The following is a 20,542-nucleotide window of genomic DNA, read 5'->3' on the forward strand; positions in this document are numbered from 1 at the left end:
TGCTGAGGGTAGGGAAGCGGGTTATTTGCCGCCGCTGCCGGCCACGCTTTCGCCGCCACGGGTCAGGTAGTAGGCGCCGAGGATCGGCAGCATGGTCACTAGCATCACCAGCATGGCCACCACGTTGGTCACCGGTACGTCCCGGGGCCGGCTCAACTGGTTGAGCAACCACAGTGGCAGGGTGCGTTCATGGCCGGCGGTGAAGGTGGTGACGATGATTTCATCGAACGACAGGGCGAACGCCAGCATGCCCCCGGCCAGCAAGGCCGAACCGAGGTTGGGCAGGATGATGTAGCGGAAGGTCTGCCAGCCGTCGGCGCCCAGGTCCATGGAGGCTTCGATCAGGCTGTGGGAGGTGCGCCGCAGCCGGGCGATCACGTTGTTGTGGACGATCACCACGCAGAAGGTGGCGTGGCCGACGACGATGGTGAACAGACCGGGCTCGATGCCCAGGGTCTTGAAGGTCGCCAGCAGGGCGATGCCGGTGATGATGCCCGGCAGGGCGATGGGCAGGATCAGCATCAGCGAGATGCCCTGCTTGCCGAAGAACTCGCGGCGGTACAGGGCCGCCGACGCCAGGGTGCCGAGGACCAGGGCGATCAGGGTGGCGATGGCGGCGATCTGCAGCGACAGCTGGATGGCGTCCAGCACGTCGGGGCGGCTGAAGGCCACGCTGAACCACTTCAGGGTCAGGCCCCGGGGCGGAAAGCTGAAGGCCGCGTCCTCGGTGTTGAAGGCGTAGAGGAAGATGATCAGGATCGGGAAGTGCAGGAACACCAGCCCGCCCCAGGCCGCCAGACGCAGGCTCAAGGATGCTTGTTCAGAGTGCATCGAAGGCCCCCAGGCGTTTGACGATGGACAGGTAGATGGCGATCAGCACGATGGGCACCAGGGTGAAGGCGGCGGCCATCGGCAGGTTGCCGATGGCGCCTTGCTGGGCGTAGACCATGCTGCCGACGAAGTAGCCCGGCGGGCCCACCAGTTGCGGCACGATGAAGTCCCCCAGGGTCAGGGAGAAGGTGAAGATCGAGCCGGCGGCGATGCCCGGCACCGCCAGCGGCAGGATCACCAGCATGAAGGTCTGGCGCGGCGTCGCGCCAAGATCCGCCGAGGCCTGCAGCAGCGAGGGCGGCAGGCGCTCCAGGGAGGCCTGGATCGGCAGGATCATGAATGGCAGCCAGATGTAGACGAACACCAGGAAGCGTCCCAGGTGCGAGGTCGACAGGGTGCTGCCGCCGACCCCGGGAACGCCCAGCAGCCATTGCAACGGCGCCTCCAGCCCCAGGTGCTGGATGAACCACTGGGCCACGCCGCCCTTGGCCAGCAGCAGGGTCCAGGCGTAGGCCTTGACGATGTAGCTGGCCCACATCGGCAGCATCACCGCGATGTAGAAGAACGCCTTGGTCTTGCCGCTGGTGTAGCGGGCCATGTAGTAGGCGATGGGAAAGGCCACGATGGCGCTGGCGATGGACACCGCCACGGCCATGCCCAGGGTGCGCAGGATGATGTCGAGGTTCGACGGCTGCAACAGCGCGGCGAAGTTGCCCAGGGTCAGGTCCGGGGTGACCGCCATGGTGAAGTCGTCGAAGGTGTAGAAGCCCTGCCACAGCAGGGTCAGCAGCGAGCCGAGATAGATTGCGCCGAACCAGATCAGCGGCGGCACCAGCAGCAGGGTCAGGTACAGGTTGGGGCGCCGGTACAGCAGGTTGGAGACGCATCGCAGGGGCGCATCGCCGCTGCCTTGGACGAGGGCCTGGGTGCTCATCTCAGGCCTCGCTGGTCGGGGTGTCGGTCAGCGGGATCATCGCCTCCCGGGCCCAGCGGGCGCTGATGCGTTGGCCGGTGCAGTGGCTGCTGTCGGTGTCCAGCCATTGGTTGTTGGCCTGGCTGATGTTCAGGGTCTGGCCGTTGTCCAGTTTCACTTCGAAGCGGGTGGCGCTGCCTTGGTACTGGATATCGTGCAGCAGGCCGCTGATTTCGATCTCCGAGGCCGCCAGCGGACCTTGGGCGAAACGCACGTGTTCCGGGCGGATGGAGAAGGGCTGCGGGCTGCCGCTGAGTTGTTGCGCCAGCTCGCCGCGAATCACGTTGGAAGTGCCGACGAACTCGGCGACGAAGGGGGTGGCGGGTTTCATGTACAGGTTGCGCGGGCTGTCCACCTGTTCAATGCGGCCCTTGTTGAAAACCGCCACCCGGTCGGACATCGACAGGGCCTCGGTCTGATCGTGGGTGACGAAGATGAAGGTGATGCCCAACTGGCGCTGGAGCTTCTTCAGCTCGCCCTGCATCTGCTCCCGCAGTTTCAGGTCCAGGGCCCCCAGGGGTTCGTCCAGCAGCAATACCCGTGGCCGGTTGACCAGGGCCCGGGCCAGGGCCACCCGCTGGCGTTGGCCACCGGACAGTTGCGCCGGCTTGCGTTCGCCATAACCGCCCAGGGCCACCATCTGCAGGGCCGCCTCGGCACGCTCCAGGCGTTCGTGGCGGGCCACGCCCTTGACCTTCAGGCCGTAGGCGACGTTGTCCCGCACATTCATGTGGGGGAACAGTGCGTAGTCCTGGAACACCGTGTTGACGTCCCTTTGATAGGGCGGCAGGCCTGCGGCCTCGGCGCCGTGGATGCGGATCGAACCGGCGCTGGGCTGCTCGAAGCCGGCAATCAGCCGCAGGCAGGTGGTCTTGCCCGAACCGGACGGGCCGAGCATGGAGAAGAATTCACCGTCGTGGATATCGATGGACACCCGGTCGACGGCCTTGACCTCGCCGAACTGCCGGGAAACCTGGGTGAACTGGACTGCAAGGGTCATGGTGCACTGCTCCGCAAAGGCAGGGCCGCCACTGGCGGCCTGCCTGGACTGCTGGGTCAACGAGGGCCTGATGGGGCGGTCGGGCTAGCGGCCACCCATGATGGCGATGTAGTCCTGGGTCCAGCGGCTGTAGGGCACGAACTTGCCGCCCTCGGCTTGCGGGGTTTTCCAGAAGGCGATCTTGTCGAACTGGTCGAAACCGTTGGTCTTGCAACCCTCGGCTCCCAGCAGTTCGCTCTCTTTGCAGGCCGCTGGCACCGCCGGCAATGAACCGAACCAGGCGGCGACGTCGCCCTGGACCTTGGGCTTGAGCGACCAGTCCATCCACTTGTAGGCGCAGTTGGGGTGCTTGGCCTCGGCGTGCAGCATGGTGGTGTCGGCCCAGCCGGTGGCGCCCTCCTTGGGAATGGTCGAGGCGATCGGCTGTTTCTCGTTGACCAGGCCATTGACCTGATAGGGCCAGGTGCTGGAGGCCACCACACCCTCGTTCTTGAAGTCGCTCATCTGCACCGTGGTGTCGTGCCAGTAGCGGTGGATCAGCGGTTGCTGGGCGCGCAGCAGATCGAGCACTGCCTTGTACTGGGCCTCGGTCAGCTCATAGGGGCTCTGGATCCCCAGTTCCGGCCGTGCGCTCTTGAGGTACAGCGCCGCGTCGGCGATGTAGATCGGGCCGTCATAGGCCTGGACGCGGCCTTTGTTGGGCTTGCCGTCCGGCAGGTTCTGCGCCTTGAACACCACGTCCCAGCTGGTGGGCGCCTGCTTGAACACCTGGGTGTTGTACATCAGCACGTTGGGGCCCCACTGGTAGGGCGTGCCGTAGGTCTTTTGCTCGACTACGTACCAGGGGCCGTCCTTGAGGCGCGGGTCGAGGTTCTTCCAGTTGGTGATCAGCGCGGTGTTGATCGGTTGCACCCGCTTGCCGGCGATCAACCGCAGGGAGGCGTCGCCGGAGGCGGTCACCAGGTCGTAGCCGCCCTTGGCCATGAGGCTGACCATCTCGTCGGAGGTGGCGGCGGTCTTGACGTTGACCTTGCAGCCGGTTTCCTGCTCGAAGCCGGTGACCCAGTCGTAATTCTTGTCGCTCTCGCCCCGTTCGATGTACCCCGGCCAGGCGACGATATCCAGTTGGCCTTCGCCCGGCCCCACGGCCTTGAGCGGTTCGGCGGCCTGCAGGCTGGCGCTGGCCAGCAAGGCGGTGGTGAGAGCACTGAGGATTGCGGTCTTGTGCGCGGACATGGGGATTGCCTCTGCTTTTATTAGGATTGGGGCAGTGGTTGACGATGGGGTGCTGCGGCCGCGGACGGCTTGTTATTAGCGTAGTGGTGTTATTTCAGCTCGTTGCCGTGGCGCACCATGATGTGGCGCACCACGCTGTAGTCCTGCAGTGAATCGCTGGACAGGTCCTTGCCGTAGCCGGAGCGCTTGAGGCCGCCGTGGGGCATTTCACTGGCCAGCATGAAATGGCTGTTGATCCAGGTGCAGCCGTATTGCAGGCGTGCTGCCAGTTGCATGGCCTTGTCCAGGTTTTGCGTCCAGACCGAAGAGGCCAGGCCGTATTCCGAGTCGTTGGCCCAGTCCAGCGCCTGCTCCAGTTGTTCGAAGCGGGTGACGGTGACCACAGGTCCGAACACCTCGCGCTGGACGATCTCGTCGTTCTGCCGGCAGCCGGCCAGCAGGGTCGGCTGGTAGTAGAAACCGGCGCCGGAGTGCACCGCCGCGCCGGTGATGCGTTCGATGTGGGGCTGGCTCAGGGCGCGCTCGACGAAGCTGGCCACCCGGTCGCGCTGGCGGGTGCTGATCAGCGGGCCGATTTCGTTGTCGGCGTCGCGCTTGCTGGCAAAGCGCAGGCTGCTGACGGCGCTGCCCAGCTCGGCCACCAGGCGGTCGTGGATGCCGGCCTGGGCGTAGACCCGGCAGGCAGCGGTACAGTCCTGACCGGCGTTGTAGTAGCCGTAGCTGCGCACGCCCTCGACCACGGCCTCCAGATCGGCATCGTCGCAGACGATCACCGGCGCCTTGCCCCCCAGTTCCAGGTGGGTGCGCTTGAGGGTTTTGGCCGCGGCCTGGAGAATTTTCTGGCCGGTGACTATGTCGCCGGTCAGGGACACCATGCGCACCTTCGGATGGCTGACCAGGTGGCTGCCGACCCCTTCGCCGCCACCACAGACGATGTTGATCACGCCCCGTGGCAGCAACTGCGCCAGGCTCGGGGCCAGGGCCAGGATCGACAGCGGGGTGTGTTCCGAGGGCTTGAACACCAGGGTGTTGCCCGCTGCCAGGGCCGGGGCGATCTTCCAGGCGGCCATCATGATCGGGTAGTTCCAGGGCGCGATCGAGGCCACCACGCCAAGGGGATCGCGGCGCACCATGCTGGTGTAGCCCGGCAGGTACTCGCCGCTCAACTGGCCGTGCTGGCAGCGCACCGCGCCGGCGAAGAAACGGAACACGTCGACGCTGGCGCCGAGGTCGTCCTGGCGCGCCAGGTGCAGAGGCTTGCCGCAGTTCAGGGCTTCCAGGCGGGCCAGGTAGTCGGCCTGTTGTTCCAGGCTGTCGGCAATCGCCAGGAGCAGGTTCGCGCGTTGCTGCGGGGTGGTCCGCGACCAGCTGGAGAATGCTCGGTGGGCGGCGAAGATCGCGCTTTCCACCTGTTCGCTGCTGGCTTCGGCGATCTGCGTCAACACCTCGCCGGTGGCCGGGTTGAGAATCGGCTCGACCCGGCCCTGGCCGTTCACCAGTTCGCCATCGATCAGCAATGCCGTGCACAGCGGAGTCTGTGGGCCAGCCATTTTGCGGGTGCTCTTGTGTGCTAGGGCCATGGGGCTTTCCTGGGGGTGAGTGCCCGGCCTGTTCTTGTGGGGAATGCCCAGAGACTAGTAGCGGGGCCTGAGGTCGACAAATTCTTAATACTCAAGGGGCCGTTCGATTAAATAGATGGCTTGCGCCCGCCCGGGGGCTGCTCCCGGGCCACGGTGAGGAAGGGGTCCACCAGGGCCGGGCGCGCGGTGCCCCGGCGCCAGGCCAGGCCGACATCCAGGGTCTGGTTGAGGTCCGCCAGGGGCCGGGCCTCGATGATGTCGCCCTCCAGGGACCAGGGGCGGTAGGTCATGTCCGGCTGGATCGACAGGCCCAGCCCGGCGGCCACCAGGCTGCGCACCGCTTCGGTGGAGGCGGTGCGCAGGCTGATCCGTGGCTGCAGCCCGGCCACGCTCCACAGGCGCTGGGCGTTGCGCTCCATTTCGTCGACGTTGAGCTGGATCAGCGGCTCCCGGGCCACGTCCGCCAGGTTGATGCTGTCGTGTTCCAGCAAAGGGTGCTGGGGCGGCAGCCAGAGGCGCTGCGGCGAGTGGGTCAGGACTTCGGTCTGCAGGGCATGGCGGTCTTCGAGGTTGGACAGGATCAGCACCCCGACGTCGATTTCGCCGCTGACCAGCAGGTGTTCGATATAGGGCCGTTCGTCCTCCATGACGCGTATCTCTACATTGGGGTAGGCGCGCTGGAAACGGGTCAGCAGGTCGGCCAGGTAATAGCCGGCCACCAGGCTGGTCACCCCCACGGTCAACTGTCCGGCCACCGGGTCGCTGCTCTGCTGCAGGCTGCGCTTGGCGTTGTCCACCGTGGCCAGGATCAGGTGCGCCTGGCGCAGGAACTGATGCCCCTGATGGGTCAGGGTCATGCCCTTGGCATGGCGGCTGAACAGGTTGACGCCGATTTCCTGCTCCAGTTGCTGGATGGCCAGGGTCAGGGTCGACTGGGAAATGAACACCGCCTGGGCGGCGGCGGAGATCGAGCCGGTTTCGGCCACGGCGATAAAGTGACGGATCTGGCGCAAGGTCATCATGGCGGGGCTACCGGGCGGCTTTTTAGAAATATTGGGCGCTGTATTGGTAAAACCGATGCCTTGTTTAGCACCTTTCCCTGATCCGGTGAAAGCAACATTCAGAAGCACTATCGTCCTCTGGTCCTCGGCACTTCTCTCTAGGCTTGCGGCCTGATGTGTCGACACGACACTGACTGTGCGGAGGCGGCAGATGAACACCCGTGGATTGCTCGATCAATTACTCAGGTCCGGCCAGGAGCTGTTGCAGAACCAGGCCGGCACCCCGTCAGGCGAGGGCGGCAAGGCCCCGCAGGGCGGACTTGGCGGTTTGCTCGGGGGCAAGCCCGGCGGTCTGGGCGGACTGCTCGGCGGCGCTGGCGGTGGGGCCCTGGCAGCCGGGGCCATGGGCTTGCTGCTGGGCAACAAGAAAGCCCGCAAGTTCGGCGGCAAGGCCCTGGCCTATGGCGGCCTCGCGGCCCTCGGCGTGTTGGCCTACAAGGCCTACGGCAACTGGCAGGCGCAACAGGGCACGGCCCCGGACACTGCGCCGCAGACCCTCGACCGCTTGCCGGCGCAACAGGTCGAGCAGCACAGCCAGGCGATCCTCAAGGCCCTGGTGGCGGCGGCCAAGGCCGACGGTCATGTCGACGAGCGCGAGCGGGCGCTGATCGAGGACCAGTTGCGCAAGTTGGACAACGACCCGCAACTGCAGCATTGGCTGCACGGCGAATTGCACAAGCCGCTGGACCCTGCGGACGTGGCCCGCGCCGCCAGCACCCCGGAAATGGCCGCGGAGATGTACCTGGCCAGCCTGATGCTGGTGGATGAGCAGCACTTCATGGAGAAGGCCTACCTGGATGAGCTGGCGCGCCACCTGCAACTGCCGCTGGGGCTCAAGGCTGAGCTGGAAAACCAGGTGCGCCAGAGCGCTGGCTGAGCTGCACGGCCGCTCCTTCGCCATGGATGGCGGTTCTGCCCTGGGGATTTGCCGATATGCCCTGCGGGCCGAGAAAAGCCCGCTAAGGCGCTAGCCAGAGCGGGCGCACCAATCTGCCCAAAGTGCTACCTGTGTCGTCAAACCACCGGTAAAACCGCCATCGTCCTCGGCTATACTCCCTCCATTTTTGAATGGCCCCGAGGACTGACTGTGAAGAACTGGACGTTGCGCCAACGCATTTTGGCGAGCTTTGCGGTGATTATCGCCATCATGCTGCTGATGGTCGTCGTCTCGTACTCGCGCCTGTTGAAGATCGAAGCCGGTGAAAACAGCATGCGTGACGATGCGATCCCCGGGGTCTATTTCAGTTCGATGATCCGCGGCGCCTGGGTCGATACCTACCTGCGGACCCAGCAGATCATTGGCCTCAAGCAGAATCAGGACATCAGTTCCGAAGACAAGGCCGATTTCAAGGCATTTGAAGAGCGCCTGCTGACCCAGATGGCCAACTACAGGCGGACCCTCAGCAGTCGCGAGGACCATACCGAGTTCGATGCCTTCGAGAAGGACCACGATGATTTCAATCGCATTCAGGCCGCGGTGCTCGACCTGCACCAGAAGCGCCAGGAAGCCGAGGCGATTCGCCTGTTCAATGAGCAACTGACCCCGGCCTGGATTGCCGGGCGGATGAAGCTCAATGACATCATCAACGAGAACAAGGTTGTGGCCGACGCCGCCAGCGATGCCATCGACGACGCCGTGGCGACGGCCAAGGTCAGCATGGGCGTGTCGTTGCTGGTGGCCATTCTTGCCGCCGGTCTGTGTGGCCTGCTGCTGATGCGGGCGATCATGGCGCCGATGAACCGTATCGTGAGCATTCTCGATGTCATGCGCACCGGCGACCTGAGCGGCCGCCTGAACCTGGAACGCAAGGACGAGTTCGGCGCCGTGGAAACCGGCTTCAACGACATGATGACCGAGCTCACGGCCCTGGTGTCCCAGGCCCAGCGTTCGTCGGTGCAGGTGACCACCTCGGTGACCGAAATTGCCGCCACGTCCAAGCAGCAGCAGGCCACCGCCACTGAAACCGCGGCCACTACCACGGAAATCGGCGCCACTTCGCGGGAAATCGCCGCGACTTCCCGGGATCTGGTGCGCACCATGACGGAGGTGTCCAGCGCCGCCGACCAGGCCTCGGTGCTCGCCGGCTCGGGCCAGCAGGGGCTGGCGCGGATGGAAGACACCATGCACTCGGTGATGGGCGCCGCAGACCTGGTGAACGCCAAGCTGGCGATCCTCAATGAGAAGGCCGGCAACATCAATCAGGTGGTGGTGACCATCGTCAAGGTCGCCGACCAGACCAACCTGCTGTCGCTCAATGCTGCCATCGAGGCGGAAAAGGCCGGGGAATACGGCCGCGGTTTTGCCGTGGTGGCCACCGAAGTGCGCCGCCTGGCGGACCAGACCGCGGTCGCCACCTATGACATCGAGCAGATGGTTCGCGAGATCCAGTCGGCGGTGTCGGCGGGGGTCATGGGCATGGACAAGTTCTCCGAGGAAGTGCGTCGCGGCATGGCCGAAGTGCAGCAGGTGGGCGAGCAGCTGTCGCAGATCATCCATCAGGTCCAGGCCCTGGCGCCGCGGGTGCTGATGGTCAATGAAGGCATGCAGGCCCAGGCCACCGGCGCCGAGCAGATCAATCACGCCCTGGTGCAATTGGGCGATGCCAGCAGCCAGACCGTCGAGTCCCTGCGTCAGGCCAGCTTCGCCATCGATGAGCTGAGCCAGGTCGCGGTGGGCCTGCGCAGCGGCGTTTCGCGTTTCAAAGTCTGATGGACGAACTGGCGCACAAGCGCAGTGGCGCTTCGGGGGCGAAAACCGCGCTGTTCCTGATGTTTCGCATCGGTCAGGAGCGCTACGCCTTGCAGGCGGTGGATGTGGTTGAGGTGCTGCCGCGCCTGCAGCTCAAGCCGATTGCCCGGGCGCCGTCCTGGGTTGCCGGGGTGTTTGCCTACCGCGGGGTGGTGGTGCCGGTCATTGATCTGTGCGAGCTGACTTTCGGCCGTCCTGCCCAGTTGCGCACCAGCACCCGGCTGGTGCTGGTGCACTATCGCAGCGCTGCCGGGCGACCGCCGCGGGTGTTGGGTCTGTTGCTGGAACAGGCCAATGACACCCTGCGCTGCGATCCCCGGGAGTTTCAGCCTTATGGCCTGGACAACCGCCAGGCCCCTTTTCTGGGACCGGTGCGTGAGGATGACCTGGGGCTGCTGCAATGGGTGCGGGTCGACGACTTGCTGGCGGCCGAGGTGCGTGAGCTGCTGTTTCCCGAGGAGCCCCTGGACCCGGCGTCGCTTGAGGAGTCTCGATGAGTGACGAGCAACGGTTTTTCGATTTTCTCAAGGAACGCATCGGCCTGGATGTAGCGTCGGTCGGCCCGGCGATCATCGAGCGCGCGGTGCGCCAGCGCTGCAATGCGCTGTACGCCCACAGCAGCGATGAGTACTGGCAGAAGCTGCAGGGCTCGCGGGAGGAGCAGCAGGCCCTGATCGAGGCGGTGATCGTTCCGGAAACCTGGTTTTTCCGCTACCCGGAATCCTTCGCCACCCTGGTCAAGCTGGCCAAGGCCCGCCTGGGGCAGATCAACGGCATGCGCGCGCTGCGCCTGCTGAGCCTGCCGTGCTCCACCGGCGAAGAGCCCTATTCGATCGCCATGGCCCTGCTCGACGGCGGCCTGGCGCCCCATCAATTCAAGGTCGATGGTCTGGATGTGAGTCCGCTGTCGGTGGAGCGGGCCCGAGGTGCCAGCTATGGCAAGAACTCCTTTCGTGGCCAGCACACCGCGTTTCGTGAGCGGCACTTCCATGTCGAGGGCGATCGTTATTACCTCAGCGAGCGGGTGCGCGAGCAGGTTCGGCTGCATGTGGGCAATGTCCTGGACCCCGGATTGCTGGCCACGGAACCGCCTTTCGACTTTGTCTTCTGTCGCAACCTGCTGATCTATTTCGATCAGCCGACCCAGCGTCAGGTGTTCGAGGTGCTCAAGCGCCTGACCCATGAAGAAGGCGTGCTGTTCATCGGCCCCGCCGAGGGCAGTCTGCTGGGGCGCCTGGGCATGCGTTCGATCGGCATTCCCCAGTCCTTCGCCTTCAGCCGGCACCAGGAACCGGAACCGGCGCCGCTGCCGGTGAGCTTGCCCAAGCCCCTGTCCTTGCCGTTGCGACCCCCTCATCCGGCCGTTCCGGCCCCGCGGCCGCGGCCCTTTAGCCGTACCGCCCCGGCCCCCGTACCCGCGCTGGACGGCGCGCCGCCCAGCGATGCGGCGAGCCTGCTGGCCACCATTGCCGCCCTGGCCAACGAGGGCAAGAGCGCCGAGGCCCGTGCCGCCTGTGAGCGCTACCTGCAGCAGCATGAGCCGGTGGCCCAGGTGTTCTACTGGCTGGGGCTGCTCAGTGATGTGGCCGGCAACGCCATGGAGGCCCAGGGTTTTTACCGCAAGGCCCTGTACCTGGCGCCCCAACACCCCGAGGCCCTGGCGCACCTGGCGGCGCTGCTGGCGTCCCAGGGCGATGTCGCCGGTGCCCAACGATTGCAGGCGCGGGCTGTGCGCAGCACCCGCGCTGCCGACAGTGAGTTGAAACGATGAGCCATTCCCTCTCATTGGACCTGACCCGTGAAGATGCCCAGGCCATCGACGATTGCTGGAACCGCATCGGCATCCACGGCGACAAGTCCTGCCCGTTGCTGGCCGAGCACATTCATTGCCGCAACTGTTCGGTGTACTCCGCTGCCGCCACGCGCCTGCTGGATCGCTATTCGCAGCTTCAGGAGGACCGCGAGCAATCGGTGGCGCTTTTGCCCGACAGCGATGTGGTCACCCGCTCGCTGCTGATCTTGCGCCTGGGCGAGGAGTGGCTGGGGCTGGCCACTCGCTGCCTGCTGGAAGTGGCGCCGCTGCAGGCGATCCACTCCTTGCCCCACCAGCGTTCGCGGGCGCTGCTGGGGGTGGCCAATGTGCGCGGGGCGCTGGTGGCCTGCCTGTCGTTGAGCGAACTGCTGGGGCTCGATGGCACGCCGGCCGGCGCGGCTCCTTCGACACGGGTCATGCCGCGGATGCTGATCATCGGTGCCGAGGGTGGCCCGGTGGTGGTGCCGGTGGATGAGGTGGACGGTATCCATGCCATTGACGAGCGCATTCTGGCTGGCGCGTCGCTGTCCGGCGAGCAGGCCAATGCCAAGTACACCCGTGGCGTGTTGCAATGGCAGGGCCGCAGCCTGCGCTTGCTGGATGAAGAGCAGTTGCTCTTGGCCGTGACCCGGAGCCTGACATGACCCCCGATCAAATGCGCGACGCCTCGTTGCTGGAGCTGTTCAGCCTGGAAGCCGAGGCCCAGACCCAGGTGCTGAGTGCCGGATTGCTGGCGTTGGAGCGTAATCCGACCCAGGCCGATCAGCTGGAAGCCTGCATGCGCGCGGCCCATTCGCTCAAGGGCGCGGCACGAATTGTCGGGGTGGATGCCGGGGTCAGCGTCGCCCACGTAATGGAGGATTGCCTGGTCAGTGCCCAGGAAGGGCGCCTGTACCTGCAGCCTGAGCACATCGATGCGCTGTTGCAGGGCACCGACTTGTTGATGCGCATCGCCACCCCCGGAGGCGCCGAGCTGGCTGCCCCGGACGTGCTTGCCTACGTGGCGCTGATGGAGCGCCTGCTGAGCCAGGGGCCGGCGACGCCGGAGGCGCCCTTGCCCATGCCCATGCCCGCCGTGGCGGAGCCGGTCGACGCCATGCCGGAGGCTTTGAGCGAGCCCGAATCCCTGGCGTTGCCGAATGAGCTGGCGCTGGAGTCGAGCGTGAATGCGGCGCGTCCGGGTAGGCGCATGACCGAAGGCGGCGAGCGGGTGCTGCGGGTCACCGCCGAGCGCCTCAACAGCCTGTTGGACCTGTCGAGCAAATCCCTGGTGGAAACCCAGCGGCTCAAGCCCTATCTGGCCACCATGCAGCGTCTCAAGCGGATCCAGAGCAACAGCCTGGCGGCCCTGGAAAACCTCAACCTGCATCTCAAGGAACACAGCCTCAGCCTGGAGGCCCAGGAAGCCCTGGAGGACGCGCGGCGGCTGCTGGCCGAATCCCAGCAATTGCTGGCGCAGAAGACCGCCGAACTCGACGAGTTCGGCTGGCAGGCCAGCCAGCGGGCCCAGGTGCTGTATGACACGGCCCTGGCCTGTCGCATGCGGCCCTTTGCCGATGTGCTCAGCGGCCAGGCACGGATGGTCCGTGATCTGGGGCGCAGCTTGGGCAAGCAGGTCCGTCTGGAGATCGAGGGTGAGAAGACCCAGGTCGATCGCGACGTGCTGGAAAAACTCGAAGCACCGCTGACCCACCTGCTGCGCAACGCCGTCGACCATGGCATCGAATTGCCCGAGCAGCGCTTGCTGGCGGGCAAGCCGGCAGAAGGGGTGATCCGCCTGCGGGCCTCGCACCAAGCCGGCCTGCTGGTGCTGGAGCTGGGCGACGACGGCAACGGCGTGGACCTTGAGCGCCTGCGCCAGAGCATTGTCGAGCGCCAGTTGTCGCCGGCGCAGACCGCCGCTCAGCTCAGCGAGGAAGAATTGCTGACGTTCCTGTTTCTCCCGGGCTTCAGCCTGCGCGACAAGGTCACCGAAGTGTCCGGGCGCGGTGTCGGCCTGGATGCGGTGCAGCACATGGTTCGGCAGTTGCGCGGGGCGGTGCAGCTGGAACAGACCAGCGGCCAGGGCAGTCGTTTCCACCTGGAGGTGCCGCTGACCCTGTCGGTGGTGCGCAGTCTGGTGGTGGAAGTCGGCGACGAGGCCTATGCCTTTCCCCTGGCGCACATCGAGCGCATGTGCGATCTGCAGCCCGAGGAGATCGTCCAGGTCGAAGGGCGTCAGCATTTCTGGCACGAGGGGCGGCATGTCGGCCTGGTAGCGGCCAGCCAGCTGTTGCAGCGCCCGGCGACCCCGAGCAGCGCGCCGACCCTCAAGGTGGTGGTGATCCGTGAGCGCGACGCGGTGTACGGGATCGCCGTGGAGCGCTTTATCGGCGAGCGCACCCTGGTGGTGCTGCCCCTGGACGACCGCCTGGGCAAGATTCAGGACATTTCCGCCGGAGCCCTGCTCGATGATGGCCGGGTGGCGCTGATCGTGGATGTCGAGGACATGCTGCGTTCGGTGGACAAGCTGCTCAACACCGGACGCCTGGAGCGCATCGCGGGCAATCATTCGTTGCACGCACAGGCCGCGCGCAAGCGTATTCTGGTGGTCGACGACTCACTGACGGTGCGTGAGTTGCAACGCAAGCTGCTGATCAACCGCGGCTACGATGTGGCCGTGGCGGTGGATGGCATGGACGGCTGGAATGCCTTGCGTTCGGAGAGCTTCGACTTGCTGATCACCGATATCGACATGCCGCGAATGGACGGAATTGAATTGGTCACACTCTTGCGTCGCGATAATCGCCTGCAATCCCTGCCGGTGATGGTGGTGTCCTACAAGGATCGCGAGGAGGACCGGCGCCGTGGCCTGGATGCCGGCGCCGACTACTATCTTGCCAAGGCCAGTTTCCATGACGACGCGCTGCTGGACGCGGTGGTGGAACTGATTGGAGGCGCACGGGCATGAAGATCGCCATCGTCAACGACATCCCCATGGCGGTGGAGGCCCTGCGCCGGGCGCTGGCCTTCGACCCCAGCCATGAAGTGGTGTGGGTCGCCACCAATGGTGCCGAAGCGGTGAAGTACTGCGCCGAGCTGACCCCGGACCTGATTCTCATGGACCTGATCATGCCGGTGATGGACGGCGTCGAGGCCACGCGGCGGATCATGGCCGAGTCGCCGTGCGCCATCGTGATCGTCACCGTCGACCGCCAGCAGAATGTCCACAGGGTGTTCGAGGCCATGGGCCACGGCGCGCTGGACGTGGTCGACACCCCGGCCGTGGGGGCCGGCAATGCCCAGGAGGCGGCGGCGCCGCTGCTGCGCAAGATCCTCAATATCGGCTGGCTGATCGGCCAGCGTGGCAGTCGGGTACGTTCGGCGCCGGTGCCCTTGCGCAGCGGCGCTCCCCGCCAGGGCCTGGTGGCCATTGGCTCCTCCGCCGGCGGCCCGGCCGCTCTGGAAGTGCTGCTCAAAGCCTTGCCAAAGGACTTTCCCGCCGCCATCGTGCTGGTCCAGCATGTCGATCAGGTGTTTGCCGCTGGCATGGCCGAGTGGCTCAGCAGCGCCTCCGGCCTGCAGGTGCGCCTGGCCCGGGAGGGCGAGCCGCCGCAAAGTGGCACGGTACTGCTGGCGGGCACCAACCATCACATCCGTTTGCTGAAGAACGGCACCCTGGCCTACACCGCCGAGCCGGTGAACGAGATCTACCGGCCCTCCATCGACGTGTTCTTCGAAAGCGTCACCAGCTACTGGAATGGCGATGCGGTGGGGGTGCTGCTGACCGGCATGGGCCGTGACGGCGCCCAGGGCTTGAAGCTGATGCGCGACCAGGGATTTTTGACCATCGCCCAGGACCAGAACAGTAGCGCGGTGTATGGCATGCCCAAGGCGGCCGCTGCCATCGGTGCCGCCACAGAGATTCGCCCACTGGACAAGATCGCTCCACGTTTGCTGGAGATATTTGCCAAATGACTGATAAACGCAGCTGTCCTGGCCAGGTAGCAACTCAGGTGACAACCCATGAATGATTTACAGCTCGACGAATTCAAGACCGATGAAAATGCAGCGATGGTATTGCTGGTAGACGACCAGGCCATGATCGGCGAAGCGGTTCGGCGTGGGTTGGCGAATGAAGAAAACATCGATTTCCACTTCTGCGCCGATCCGCACCAGGCCATTGCCCAGGCGATCCGCATCAAGCCCACGGTGATTCTCCAGGACCTGGTGATGCCGGGGCTGGACGGCCTGACCCTGGTGCGCGAGTACCGCAATCACCCGGCGACCCAGAACATTCCGATCATCGTGCTTTCGACCAAGGAAGACCCGCTGATCAAGAGCGCGGCCTTCGCCGCCGGGGCCAACGATTACCTGGTCAAGCTGCCGGACAATATTGAACTGGTGGCGCGCATTCGCTACCACTCGCGCTCCTACATGACCCTGCTGCAACGTGACGCCGCCTACCGGGCGCTGCGGGTCAGCCAGCAGCAGTTGCTGGACACCAATCTGGTGCTGCAGCGGCTGATGAACTCCGACGGCCTGACCGGGCTGTCCAACCGCCGGCATTTCGATGAGTACCTGGAGTTGGAGTGGCGCCGGGCGATGCGCGAGCAGAGTCAGTTGTCATTGCTGATGATCGACGTCGACTACTTCAAGAGCTACAACGACACCTTTGGCCACCTGGAGGGCGATGAAGCCCTGCGCAAGGTGGCCACGGCGATCCGCGAGGCCAGCAGCCGGCCCTCGGACCTGCCGGCGCGCTATGGCGGCGAAGAGTTCGTGCTGGTGCTGCCCAACACCTCGCCGGGCGGGGCGCGACTGGTGGCCGAAAAGCTGCGCCAGACCGTCGAAGCCCTGAAAATCCCCCATAACGCCCCGGTGGAAGGCTCCAGCCTGACCATCAGCATCGGTCTGTCGACCATCACCCCGCAACCTAACAGCCATTGCCGGCAGTTGATCTCGGCGGCGGACAAAGGGTTGTACCTGGCGAAGAACAATGGTCGCAATCAGGTGGGCATTGAATGAAAAAAACCGGGATCGGCTGCGTTAAAGCCGCCAAGCGGGCTGCCGTGATTCGGTGATTCCGTTATAATCGCCGGCTTTCAAAAGTTCGCCAACGAGTGCCGCCCCCCATGGAAATCAACCCGATCCTGAACACCATCAAGGACCTGTCCGAGCGCTCCGAAACTATTCGGGGGTATCTTTGACTACGATCAAAAGCATGAGCGTCTGACCGAGGTCAATCGCGAGCTTGAAGATCCGAGTGTCTGGAACAAACCCGAGTACGCCCAGGAACTGGGGCGCGAGCGTGCTGCTCTGGCACAGATCGTCGAGACTCTGGACGAGCTGAACGGCGGTCTGGCCGATTGCCGTGACCTGCTGGACATGGCGGTCGAAGAAAACGACGAAGGCGCGGTGGGCGATGTGGTCGCCGAACTGGCCCGTCTCGAGGAAAACCTCGCCAAGCTCGAATTCCGCCGCATGTTCAGCCATGAAATGGACCCGAACAACGCCTACCTGGACATCCAGGCCGGTTCCGGCGGCACCGAGGCCCAGGACTGGGCCAACATCCTGCTGCGCATGTACCTGCGCTGGGCCGACAAGCGCGGTTTCGAAGCCACCATCATGGAACTGTCCGCCGGTGAAGTGGCCGGGATCAAAGGTGCGACCGTGCACATCAAGGGCGAATACGCCTTTGGCTGGCTGCGCACCGAGATCGGCGTGCATCGCCTGGTGCGCAAGAGCCCGTTCGACTCCGGCAACCGTCGCCACACCTCGTTCTCGGCGGTGTTCGTCTCGCCAGAGATCGACGACAAGGTGGAAATCGAAATCAACCCGGCCGACCTGCGGATCGACACCTATCGTTCCTCCGGTGCCGGTGGTCAGCACGTAAACACCACCGACTCGGCCGTGCGTATCACCCACGTACCGACCAACACCGTGGTCAGCTGCCAGAACGAGCGTTCCCAGCACGCCAACAAGGACACCGCCATGAAAATGCTGCGGGCCAAGTTGTACGAGCTGGAGATGCAGAAGCGCAATGCGGCCTCCCAGGCCCTGGAAGACAGCAAGTCGGACATCGGCTGGGGGCATCAGATCCGCTCCTATGTGCTCGACGCGTCGCGGATCAAGGATCTGCGCACGAACATCGAACGCAGCGACTGCGACAAGGTGCTCGACGGCGACATCGACGAATACCTGGAAGCCAGCCTGAAGTCCGGCCTGTAAAAAGACCCGATACAGGGCCCGCTGATTCAGCGCGATCCCTGTAGGAGCCAGCTCTGCTGGCGATCCCCGGGCCGCAAGGCCCGGGGGCAACGAACCTGATGGAATATCTAAAGACATGAGCGACCAACAACTCGACCCGCAAGCCCTGCAACAGGAAGAGAACTCCCTGATCGCCCTGCGCAAGGAAAAGCTTGCTGCCGAGCGCGCCAAGGGCAATGCCTTCCCGAACGACTTCCGCCGCGAAAACTACTGCCAGGACCTGCAGAAGCAGTACGCCGACAAGACCAAGGAAGAGCTGGCAGAGGCGGCAATTCCGGTCAAGGTTGCCGGTCGCATCATGCTCAACCGTGGCTCGTTCATGGTGATCCAGGACATGACCGGGCGCATCCAGGTCTACGTCAACCGCAAGACCCTGTCCGAAGAAACCCTGGCCGCGGTGAAAACCTGGGACATGGGCGACATCATTGCCGCCGAAGGCACCCTGGCCCGTTCCGGCAAGGGCGACCTGTACGTTGAAATGACCCAGGTGCGCCTGCTGACCAAGTCGCTGCGTCCGCTGCCGGACAAGCACCACGGCCTGACCGACACCGAGCAGCGCTACCGCCAGCGCTACGTTGACCTGATCGTCAACGAGGACGTGCGCCAGACTTTCCGCGTGCGTTCGCAAGTCATTGCCCACATCCGCAGCTTCCTGATGAAGCGCGACTTCCTCGAAGTCGAGACGCCGATGCTGCAGACCATTCCCGGCGGCGCCGCGGCCAAGCCGTTCGAAACCCACCACAACGCCCTGGACATGGAAATGTTCCTGCGTATCGCGCCTGAGCTGTACCTCAAGCGTCTGGTGGTTGGCGGCTTTGAAAAGGTGTTCGAGATCAACCGCAACTTCCGTAACGAAGGCGTTTCGACCCGGCACAACCCTGAATTCACCATGTTGGAGTTCTACCAGGCCTACGCCGACTACGAAGACAACATGGACCTCACCGAAGAGCTGTTCCGTGAACTGGCGCAACTGGTGCTGGGCAGCACCGACGTGCCGTATGGCGACAAGGTGTTCCACTTCGGCGAGCCGTTCGCCCGTCTTTCGGTGTTCGATTCGATCCTCAAGTACAACCCCGAGCTGACCGCCGACGATCTGAACGACATCGACAAGGCTCGCGCCATCGCCAAGAAGGCCGGGGCCAAGGTGCTGGGCTTCGAAGGCCTGGGCAAGCTGCAGGTGATGATTTTCGAAGAGCTGGTGGAGCACAAGCTGGAGCAGCCGCACTTCATCACCCAGTACCCGTTCGAAGTGTCGCCGCTGGCCCGTCGCAACGACGACAACCCCAACGTCACCGACCGTTTCGAGCTGTTCATCGGCGGTCGCGAAATCGCCAACGCCTACTCCGAGCTCAATGACGCGGAAGACCAGGCCGAGCGCTTCATGGCCCAGGTGGCCGACAAGGACGCCGGCGACGACGAAGCCATGCACTATGACGCCGACTTCGTTCGTGCCCTGGAATACGGCATGCCGCCAACGGCCGGTGAAGGCATCGGCATCGACCGCCTGGTGATGCTGCTGACCAACTCGCCGTCGATCCGCGACGTGATCCTGTTCCCGCACATGCGGCCGCAAGCCTGAGTGTTTTGAATAACAAGCCGCCTTTATCAGGCGGCTTTTTATTGTCTGGCTGGAACTGACGTACCGCTTCTAATTCTGTGTGATTTTTCAGAGGGAATACCTGTCGTGAACCGCGCAATTGCTCAAGAAGGTGCAGCTGGCATCGCCACTGCGGTGGCTGAAAGCGTTCAGTACCAGGGGCGCAAGGCCAGCCGACAGGGCAGCGAACAGCGCCGACAGGAGATCCTCGACGCCGCCATGCGCATCGTCGTGCGTGACGGCGTGCGAGCCGTGCGTCACCGTGCGGTGGCCGCCGAAGCCGGTGTGCCCTTGTCGGCCACCACCTATTACTTCAAGGACATCGATGACCTGCTCACCGATACCTTCGCCCAGTACGTCGAGCGCAGCGCGGCGTACATGGCCAAGCTGTGGGCCAGCAACGAAGGGTTGCTGCGCGAGATGGTCGCCTACGGTGATGGCAGCCCGGCGTCGCGCTCGCAACTGGCCGATGATATTGCCCGCCTCACCGCCGACTACGTGCAGCGTCAGTTGCACACCCGCCGCGAGCACCTGATGGCCGAGCAGGCGTTCCGCCAGGAGGCGCTGCTCAATCCGCGCCTGGCGCAACTGGTGCGCTCGCACCAGCAGATCCTGCTTCAGGGCACCTGCCAGTTCTTCCAGGTCCTGGGTTCCCGGGAACCGCAGCAGGATGCCAAGGTGTTGACGTCTATAATCGGCCGGATGGAATATCAGGGCCTGCTCAACGACAGCGAGCCGCAGGCGGAGGAGGAGATGCTGGGCATCCTCACCCGCTACATGCATCTGGTGCTGGCTTCGGTCTGATTCATCCATCCCGCGCTGGTGCCGCGACCAAGGCTGTGCAGCCGGCGTCAGCGGCTACAGTGATTCTGGTGTTCATGGGAGATTTGCATGCAAGCCTGGCGCGTCCTGATGGCTCTGGCGTTTCTTCTGCTCAGCGGTTGCCTGGTGGTCTTCAAGGAACCGCTGCCGGCCGAACAGGCAGCGCCTGCCGCGTTGCTGGGCAAGTGGGCCAGCCAGAACGCCTGGGGCGAGCCGCTGAACATCGAGCTGCGCCAGATCGGCGTCAACCGCTATCGGGCCGCGAGTTTCCCCGGCGGCACGGCACGCCCGCGCGATTCCTACGAGTTCACGGTGTCGCGACATGGCAATCGCTGGTATCTGTCGGCGGCGGTGCCCCAGGCCTTCGGCGGGCACTACAGCATTGCCGGGTTCGAACTGACGGCCAGGCACGAACTGGTGCTCTATACCCTGGACCTGGAACAGATTCGCCAGTCCCTGGGTCAAAAGGCCCTGAGCGGGGAATCCATGCCCACGGCCGAGGGCGAGGGGTTGCTGATCAGCAGTCCGTTGCCCGAGGTCTTCGCTTACCTTGACGACCCCGCCAACTCCGACCTGTTCGTCGAGACGGCACGTTTCAAGCGCGTGGCCCGCTGAGCCCGCGCCACAGACC

18 protein-coding genes are annotated in these 20,542 nt (G+C 64.7%); 12 read left to right on the forward strand and 6 right to left on the reverse strand.

What is annotated here, in order from left to right:
• Positions 1-21: 21 nt before the first annotated feature.
• The 6 genes from BLV47_RS29155 to BLV47_RS29180 form a co-directional block, all read right to left on the reverse strand.
• On the reverse strand, positions 22-831 hold the full coding sequence (locus BLV47_RS29155; RefSeq protein WP_092319940.1) for an ABC transporter permease: 810 nt from the start codon (positions 829-831) through the stop codon (positions 22-24).
• A complete protein-coding gene (locus tag BLV47_RS29160; RefSeq protein ID WP_092319942.1) occupies positions 821-1,765 on the reverse strand; it encodes an ABC transporter permease in 945 nt (314 codons plus the stop codon). Before BLV47_RS29160 ends, BLV47_RS29155 begins: the two co-directional genes overlap by 11 nt.
• A 1-nt stretch (position 1,766) precedes the next feature.
• Positions 1,767-2,804 (reverse strand): ABC transporter ATP-binding protein, encoded by a 1,038-nt coding sequence (locus BLV47_RS29165; protein ID WP_092320584.1) that lies wholly within the window; start codon positions 2,802-2,804, stop codon positions 1,767-1,769.
• 84 nt (positions 2,805-2,888) lie between these two features.
• Complete coding sequence (gene ydcS / locus BLV47_RS29170; protein WP_092319944.1) at positions 2,889-4,040, reverse strand: putative ABC transporter substrate-binding protein YdcS; 1,152 nt, start codon at positions 4,038-4,040, stop codon at positions 2,889-2,891.
• An 89-nt stretch (positions 4,041-4,129) separates the two neighbouring features.
• Positions 4,130-5,620 carry a gamma-aminobutyraldehyde dehydrogenase gene (locus tag BLV47_RS29175; RefSeq protein WP_425272200.1) on the reverse strand — a complete coding sequence of 497 codons (1,491 nt, stop codon included), beginning with the start codon at positions 5,618-5,620 and terminating at the stop codon, positions 4,130-4,132.
• A 107-nt stretch (positions 5,621-5,727) separates the two neighbouring features.
• Positions 5,728-6,642 (reverse strand): LysR family transcriptional regulator, encoded by a 915-nt coding sequence (locus BLV47_RS29180; protein ID WP_092319946.1) that lies wholly within the window; start codon positions 6,640-6,642, stop codon positions 5,728-5,730.
• Positions 6,643-6,832: 190 nt separating this feature from the next.
• On the opposite strand from BLV47_RS29180, the gene BLV47_RS29185 reads away from it, so the two are divergent.
• The 12 genes from BLV47_RS29185 to BLV47_RS29240 all read left to right on the forward strand — a co-directional run bounded on the left by BLV47_RS29185 (position 6,833) and on the right by BLV47_RS29240 (position 20,526).
• A complete protein-coding gene (locus tag BLV47_RS29185; RefSeq protein WP_092319948.1) occupies positions 6,833-7,558 on the forward strand; it encodes a tellurite resistance TerB family protein in 726 nt (241 codons plus the stop codon).
• A gap of 210 nt (positions 7,559-7,768) precedes the next feature.
• Positions 7,769-9,391 (forward strand): methyl-accepting chemotaxis protein, encoded by a 1,623-nt coding sequence (locus BLV47_RS29190; protein WP_092319950.1) that lies wholly within the window; start codon positions 7,769-7,771, stop codon positions 9,389-9,391.
• Positions 9,391-9,927, forward strand: a complete 537-nt coding sequence (locus BLV47_RS29195) for a chemotaxis protein CheW (RefSeq protein WP_092319952.1) — start codon at positions 9,391-9,393, stop codon at positions 9,925-9,927. Before BLV47_RS29190 ends, BLV47_RS29195 begins: the two co-directional genes overlap by 1 nt.
• On the forward strand, positions 9,924-11,201 hold the full coding sequence (locus BLV47_RS29200; RefSeq protein WP_092319954.1) for a CheR family methyltransferase: 1,278 nt from the start codon (positions 9,924-9,926) through the stop codon (positions 11,199-11,201). The genes BLV47_RS29195 and BLV47_RS29200 overlap by 4 nt, the downstream gene beginning before the upstream one ends.
• On the forward strand, positions 11,198-11,887 hold the full coding sequence (locus tag BLV47_RS29205; protein WP_092319956.1) for a chemotaxis protein CheW: 690 nt from the start codon (positions 11,198-11,200) through the stop codon (positions 11,885-11,887). The genes BLV47_RS29200 and BLV47_RS29205 overlap by 4 nt, the downstream gene beginning before the upstream one ends.
• Positions 11,884-14,193 carry a hybrid sensor histidine kinase/response regulator gene (locus BLV47_RS29210; protein ID WP_092319958.1) on the forward strand — a complete coding sequence of 770 codons (2,310 nt, stop codon included), beginning with the start codon at positions 11,884-11,886 and terminating at the stop codon, positions 14,191-14,193. The genes BLV47_RS29205 and BLV47_RS29210 overlap by 4 nt, the downstream gene beginning before the upstream one ends.
• Positions 14,190-15,200: a chemotaxis response regulator protein-glutamate methylesterase gene (gene cheB, locus BLV47_RS29215; RefSeq protein WP_092319960.1), complete on the forward strand. Its 1,011-nt coding sequence runs from the start codon at positions 14,190-14,192 to the stop codon at positions 15,198-15,200. Before BLV47_RS29210 ends, cheB begins: the two co-directional genes overlap by 4 nt.
• 48 nt (positions 15,201-15,248) lie before the next feature.
• Positions 15,249-16,250 (forward strand): response regulator, encoded by a 1,002-nt coding sequence (locus BLV47_RS29220; protein ID WP_092319962.1) that lies wholly within the window; start codon positions 15,249-15,251, stop codon positions 16,248-16,250.
• A 107-nt stretch (positions 16,251-16,357) separates the two neighbouring features.
• Positions 16,358-17,453 (forward strand): peptide chain release factor 2 gene (prfB, locus tag BLV47_RS29225; RefSeq protein ID WP_143038322.1). Its coding sequence is split into 2 segments (ribosomal slippage): positions 16,358-16,429 and positions 16,431-17,453, totalling 1,095 coding nucleotides; the frame shifts between segments, so codons are not numbered across the junction.
• A gap of 115 nt (positions 17,454-17,568) precedes the next feature.
• Positions 17,569-19,071, forward strand: a complete 1,503-nt coding sequence (lysS, locus tag BLV47_RS29230; RefSeq protein ID WP_060837731.1) for a lysine--tRNA ligase — start codon at positions 17,569-17,571, stop codon at positions 19,069-19,071.
• A gap of 105 nt (positions 19,072-19,176) precedes the next feature.
• A complete protein-coding gene (locus BLV47_RS29235; protein WP_092319964.1) occupies positions 19,177-19,893 on the forward strand; it encodes a TetR/AcrR family transcriptional regulator in 717 nt (238 codons plus the stop codon).
• Positions 19,894-19,980: 87 nt separating this feature from the next.
• The gene (locus BLV47_RS29240; protein WP_092319966.1) at positions 19,981-20,526 is read left to right on the forward strand and encodes a hypothetical protein; all 546 of its coding nucleotides are present in this window, start codon (positions 19,981-19,983) and stop codon (positions 20,524-20,526) included.
• Positions 20,527-20,542: the final 16 nt, after the last annotated feature.

The organism is Pseudomonas saponiphila (assembly GCF_900105185.1).
Lineage (GTDB): Bacteria > Pseudomonadota > Gammaproteobacteria > Pseudomonadales > Pseudomonadaceae > Aquipseudomonas > Aquipseudomonas saponiphila.

Excerpts from the sequence above, each read along its gene's own strand:
- BLV47_RS29155 (WP_092319940.1), bottom strand. The coding sequence starts at position 831 with ATGCACTCTGAACAAGCATCCTTGAGCCTGCGTCTGGCGGCCTGGGGC.
- BLV47_RS29160 (WP_092319942.1), bottom strand. The coding sequence starts at position 1,765 with ATGAGCACCCAGGCCCTCGTCCAAGGCAGCGGCGATGCGCCCCTGCGA.
- BLV47_RS29165 (WP_092320584.1), bottom strand. The coding sequence starts at position 2,804 with ATGACCCTTGCAGTCCAGTTCACCCAGGTTTCCCGGCAGTTCGGCGAG.
- ydcS (WP_092319944.1), bottom strand. The coding sequence starts at position 4,040 with ATGTCCGCGCACAAGACCGCAATCCTCAGTGCTCTCACCACCGCCTTG.
- BLV47_RS29175 (WP_425272200.1), bottom strand. The coding sequence starts at position 5,620 with ATGGCCCTAGCACACAAGAGCACCCGCAAAATGGCTGGCCCACAGACT.
- BLV47_RS29180 (WP_092319946.1), bottom strand. The coding sequence starts at position 6,642 with ATGATGACCTTGCGCCAGATCCGTCACTTTATCGCCGTGGCCGAAACC.
- BLV47_RS29185 (WP_092319948.1), top strand. The coding sequence starts at position 6,833 with ATGAACACCCGTGGATTGCTCGATCAATTACTCAGGTCCGGCCAGGAG.
- BLV47_RS29195 (WP_092319952.1), top strand. The coding sequence starts at position 9,391 with ATGGACGAACTGGCGCACAAGCGCAGTGGCGCTTCGGGGGCGAAAACC.
- BLV47_RS29200 (WP_092319954.1), top strand. The coding sequence starts at position 9,924 with ATGAGTGACGAGCAACGGTTTTTCGATTTTCTCAAGGAACGCATCGGC.
- BLV47_RS29205 (WP_092319956.1), top strand. The coding sequence starts at position 11,198 with ATGAGCCATTCCCTCTCATTGGACCTGACCCGTGAAGATGCCCAGGCC.
- BLV47_RS29210 (WP_092319958.1), top strand. The coding sequence starts at position 11,884 with ATGACCCCCGATCAAATGCGCGACGCCTCGTTGCTGGAGCTGTTCAGC.
- cheB (WP_092319960.1), top strand. The coding sequence starts at position 14,190 with ATGAAGATCGCCATCGTCAACGACATCCCCATGGCGGTGGAGGCCCTG.
- BLV47_RS29220 (WP_092319962.1), top strand. The coding sequence starts at position 15,249 with ATGAATGATTTACAGCTCGACGAATTCAAGACCGATGAAAATGCAGCG.
- lysS (WP_060837731.1), top strand. The coding sequence starts at position 17,569 with ATGAGCGACCAACAACTCGACCCGCAAGCCCTGCAACAGGAAGAGAAC.
- BLV47_RS29240 (WP_092319966.1), top strand. The coding sequence starts at position 19,981 with ATGCAAGCCTGGCGCGTCCTGATGGCTCTGGCGTTTCTTCTGCTCAGC.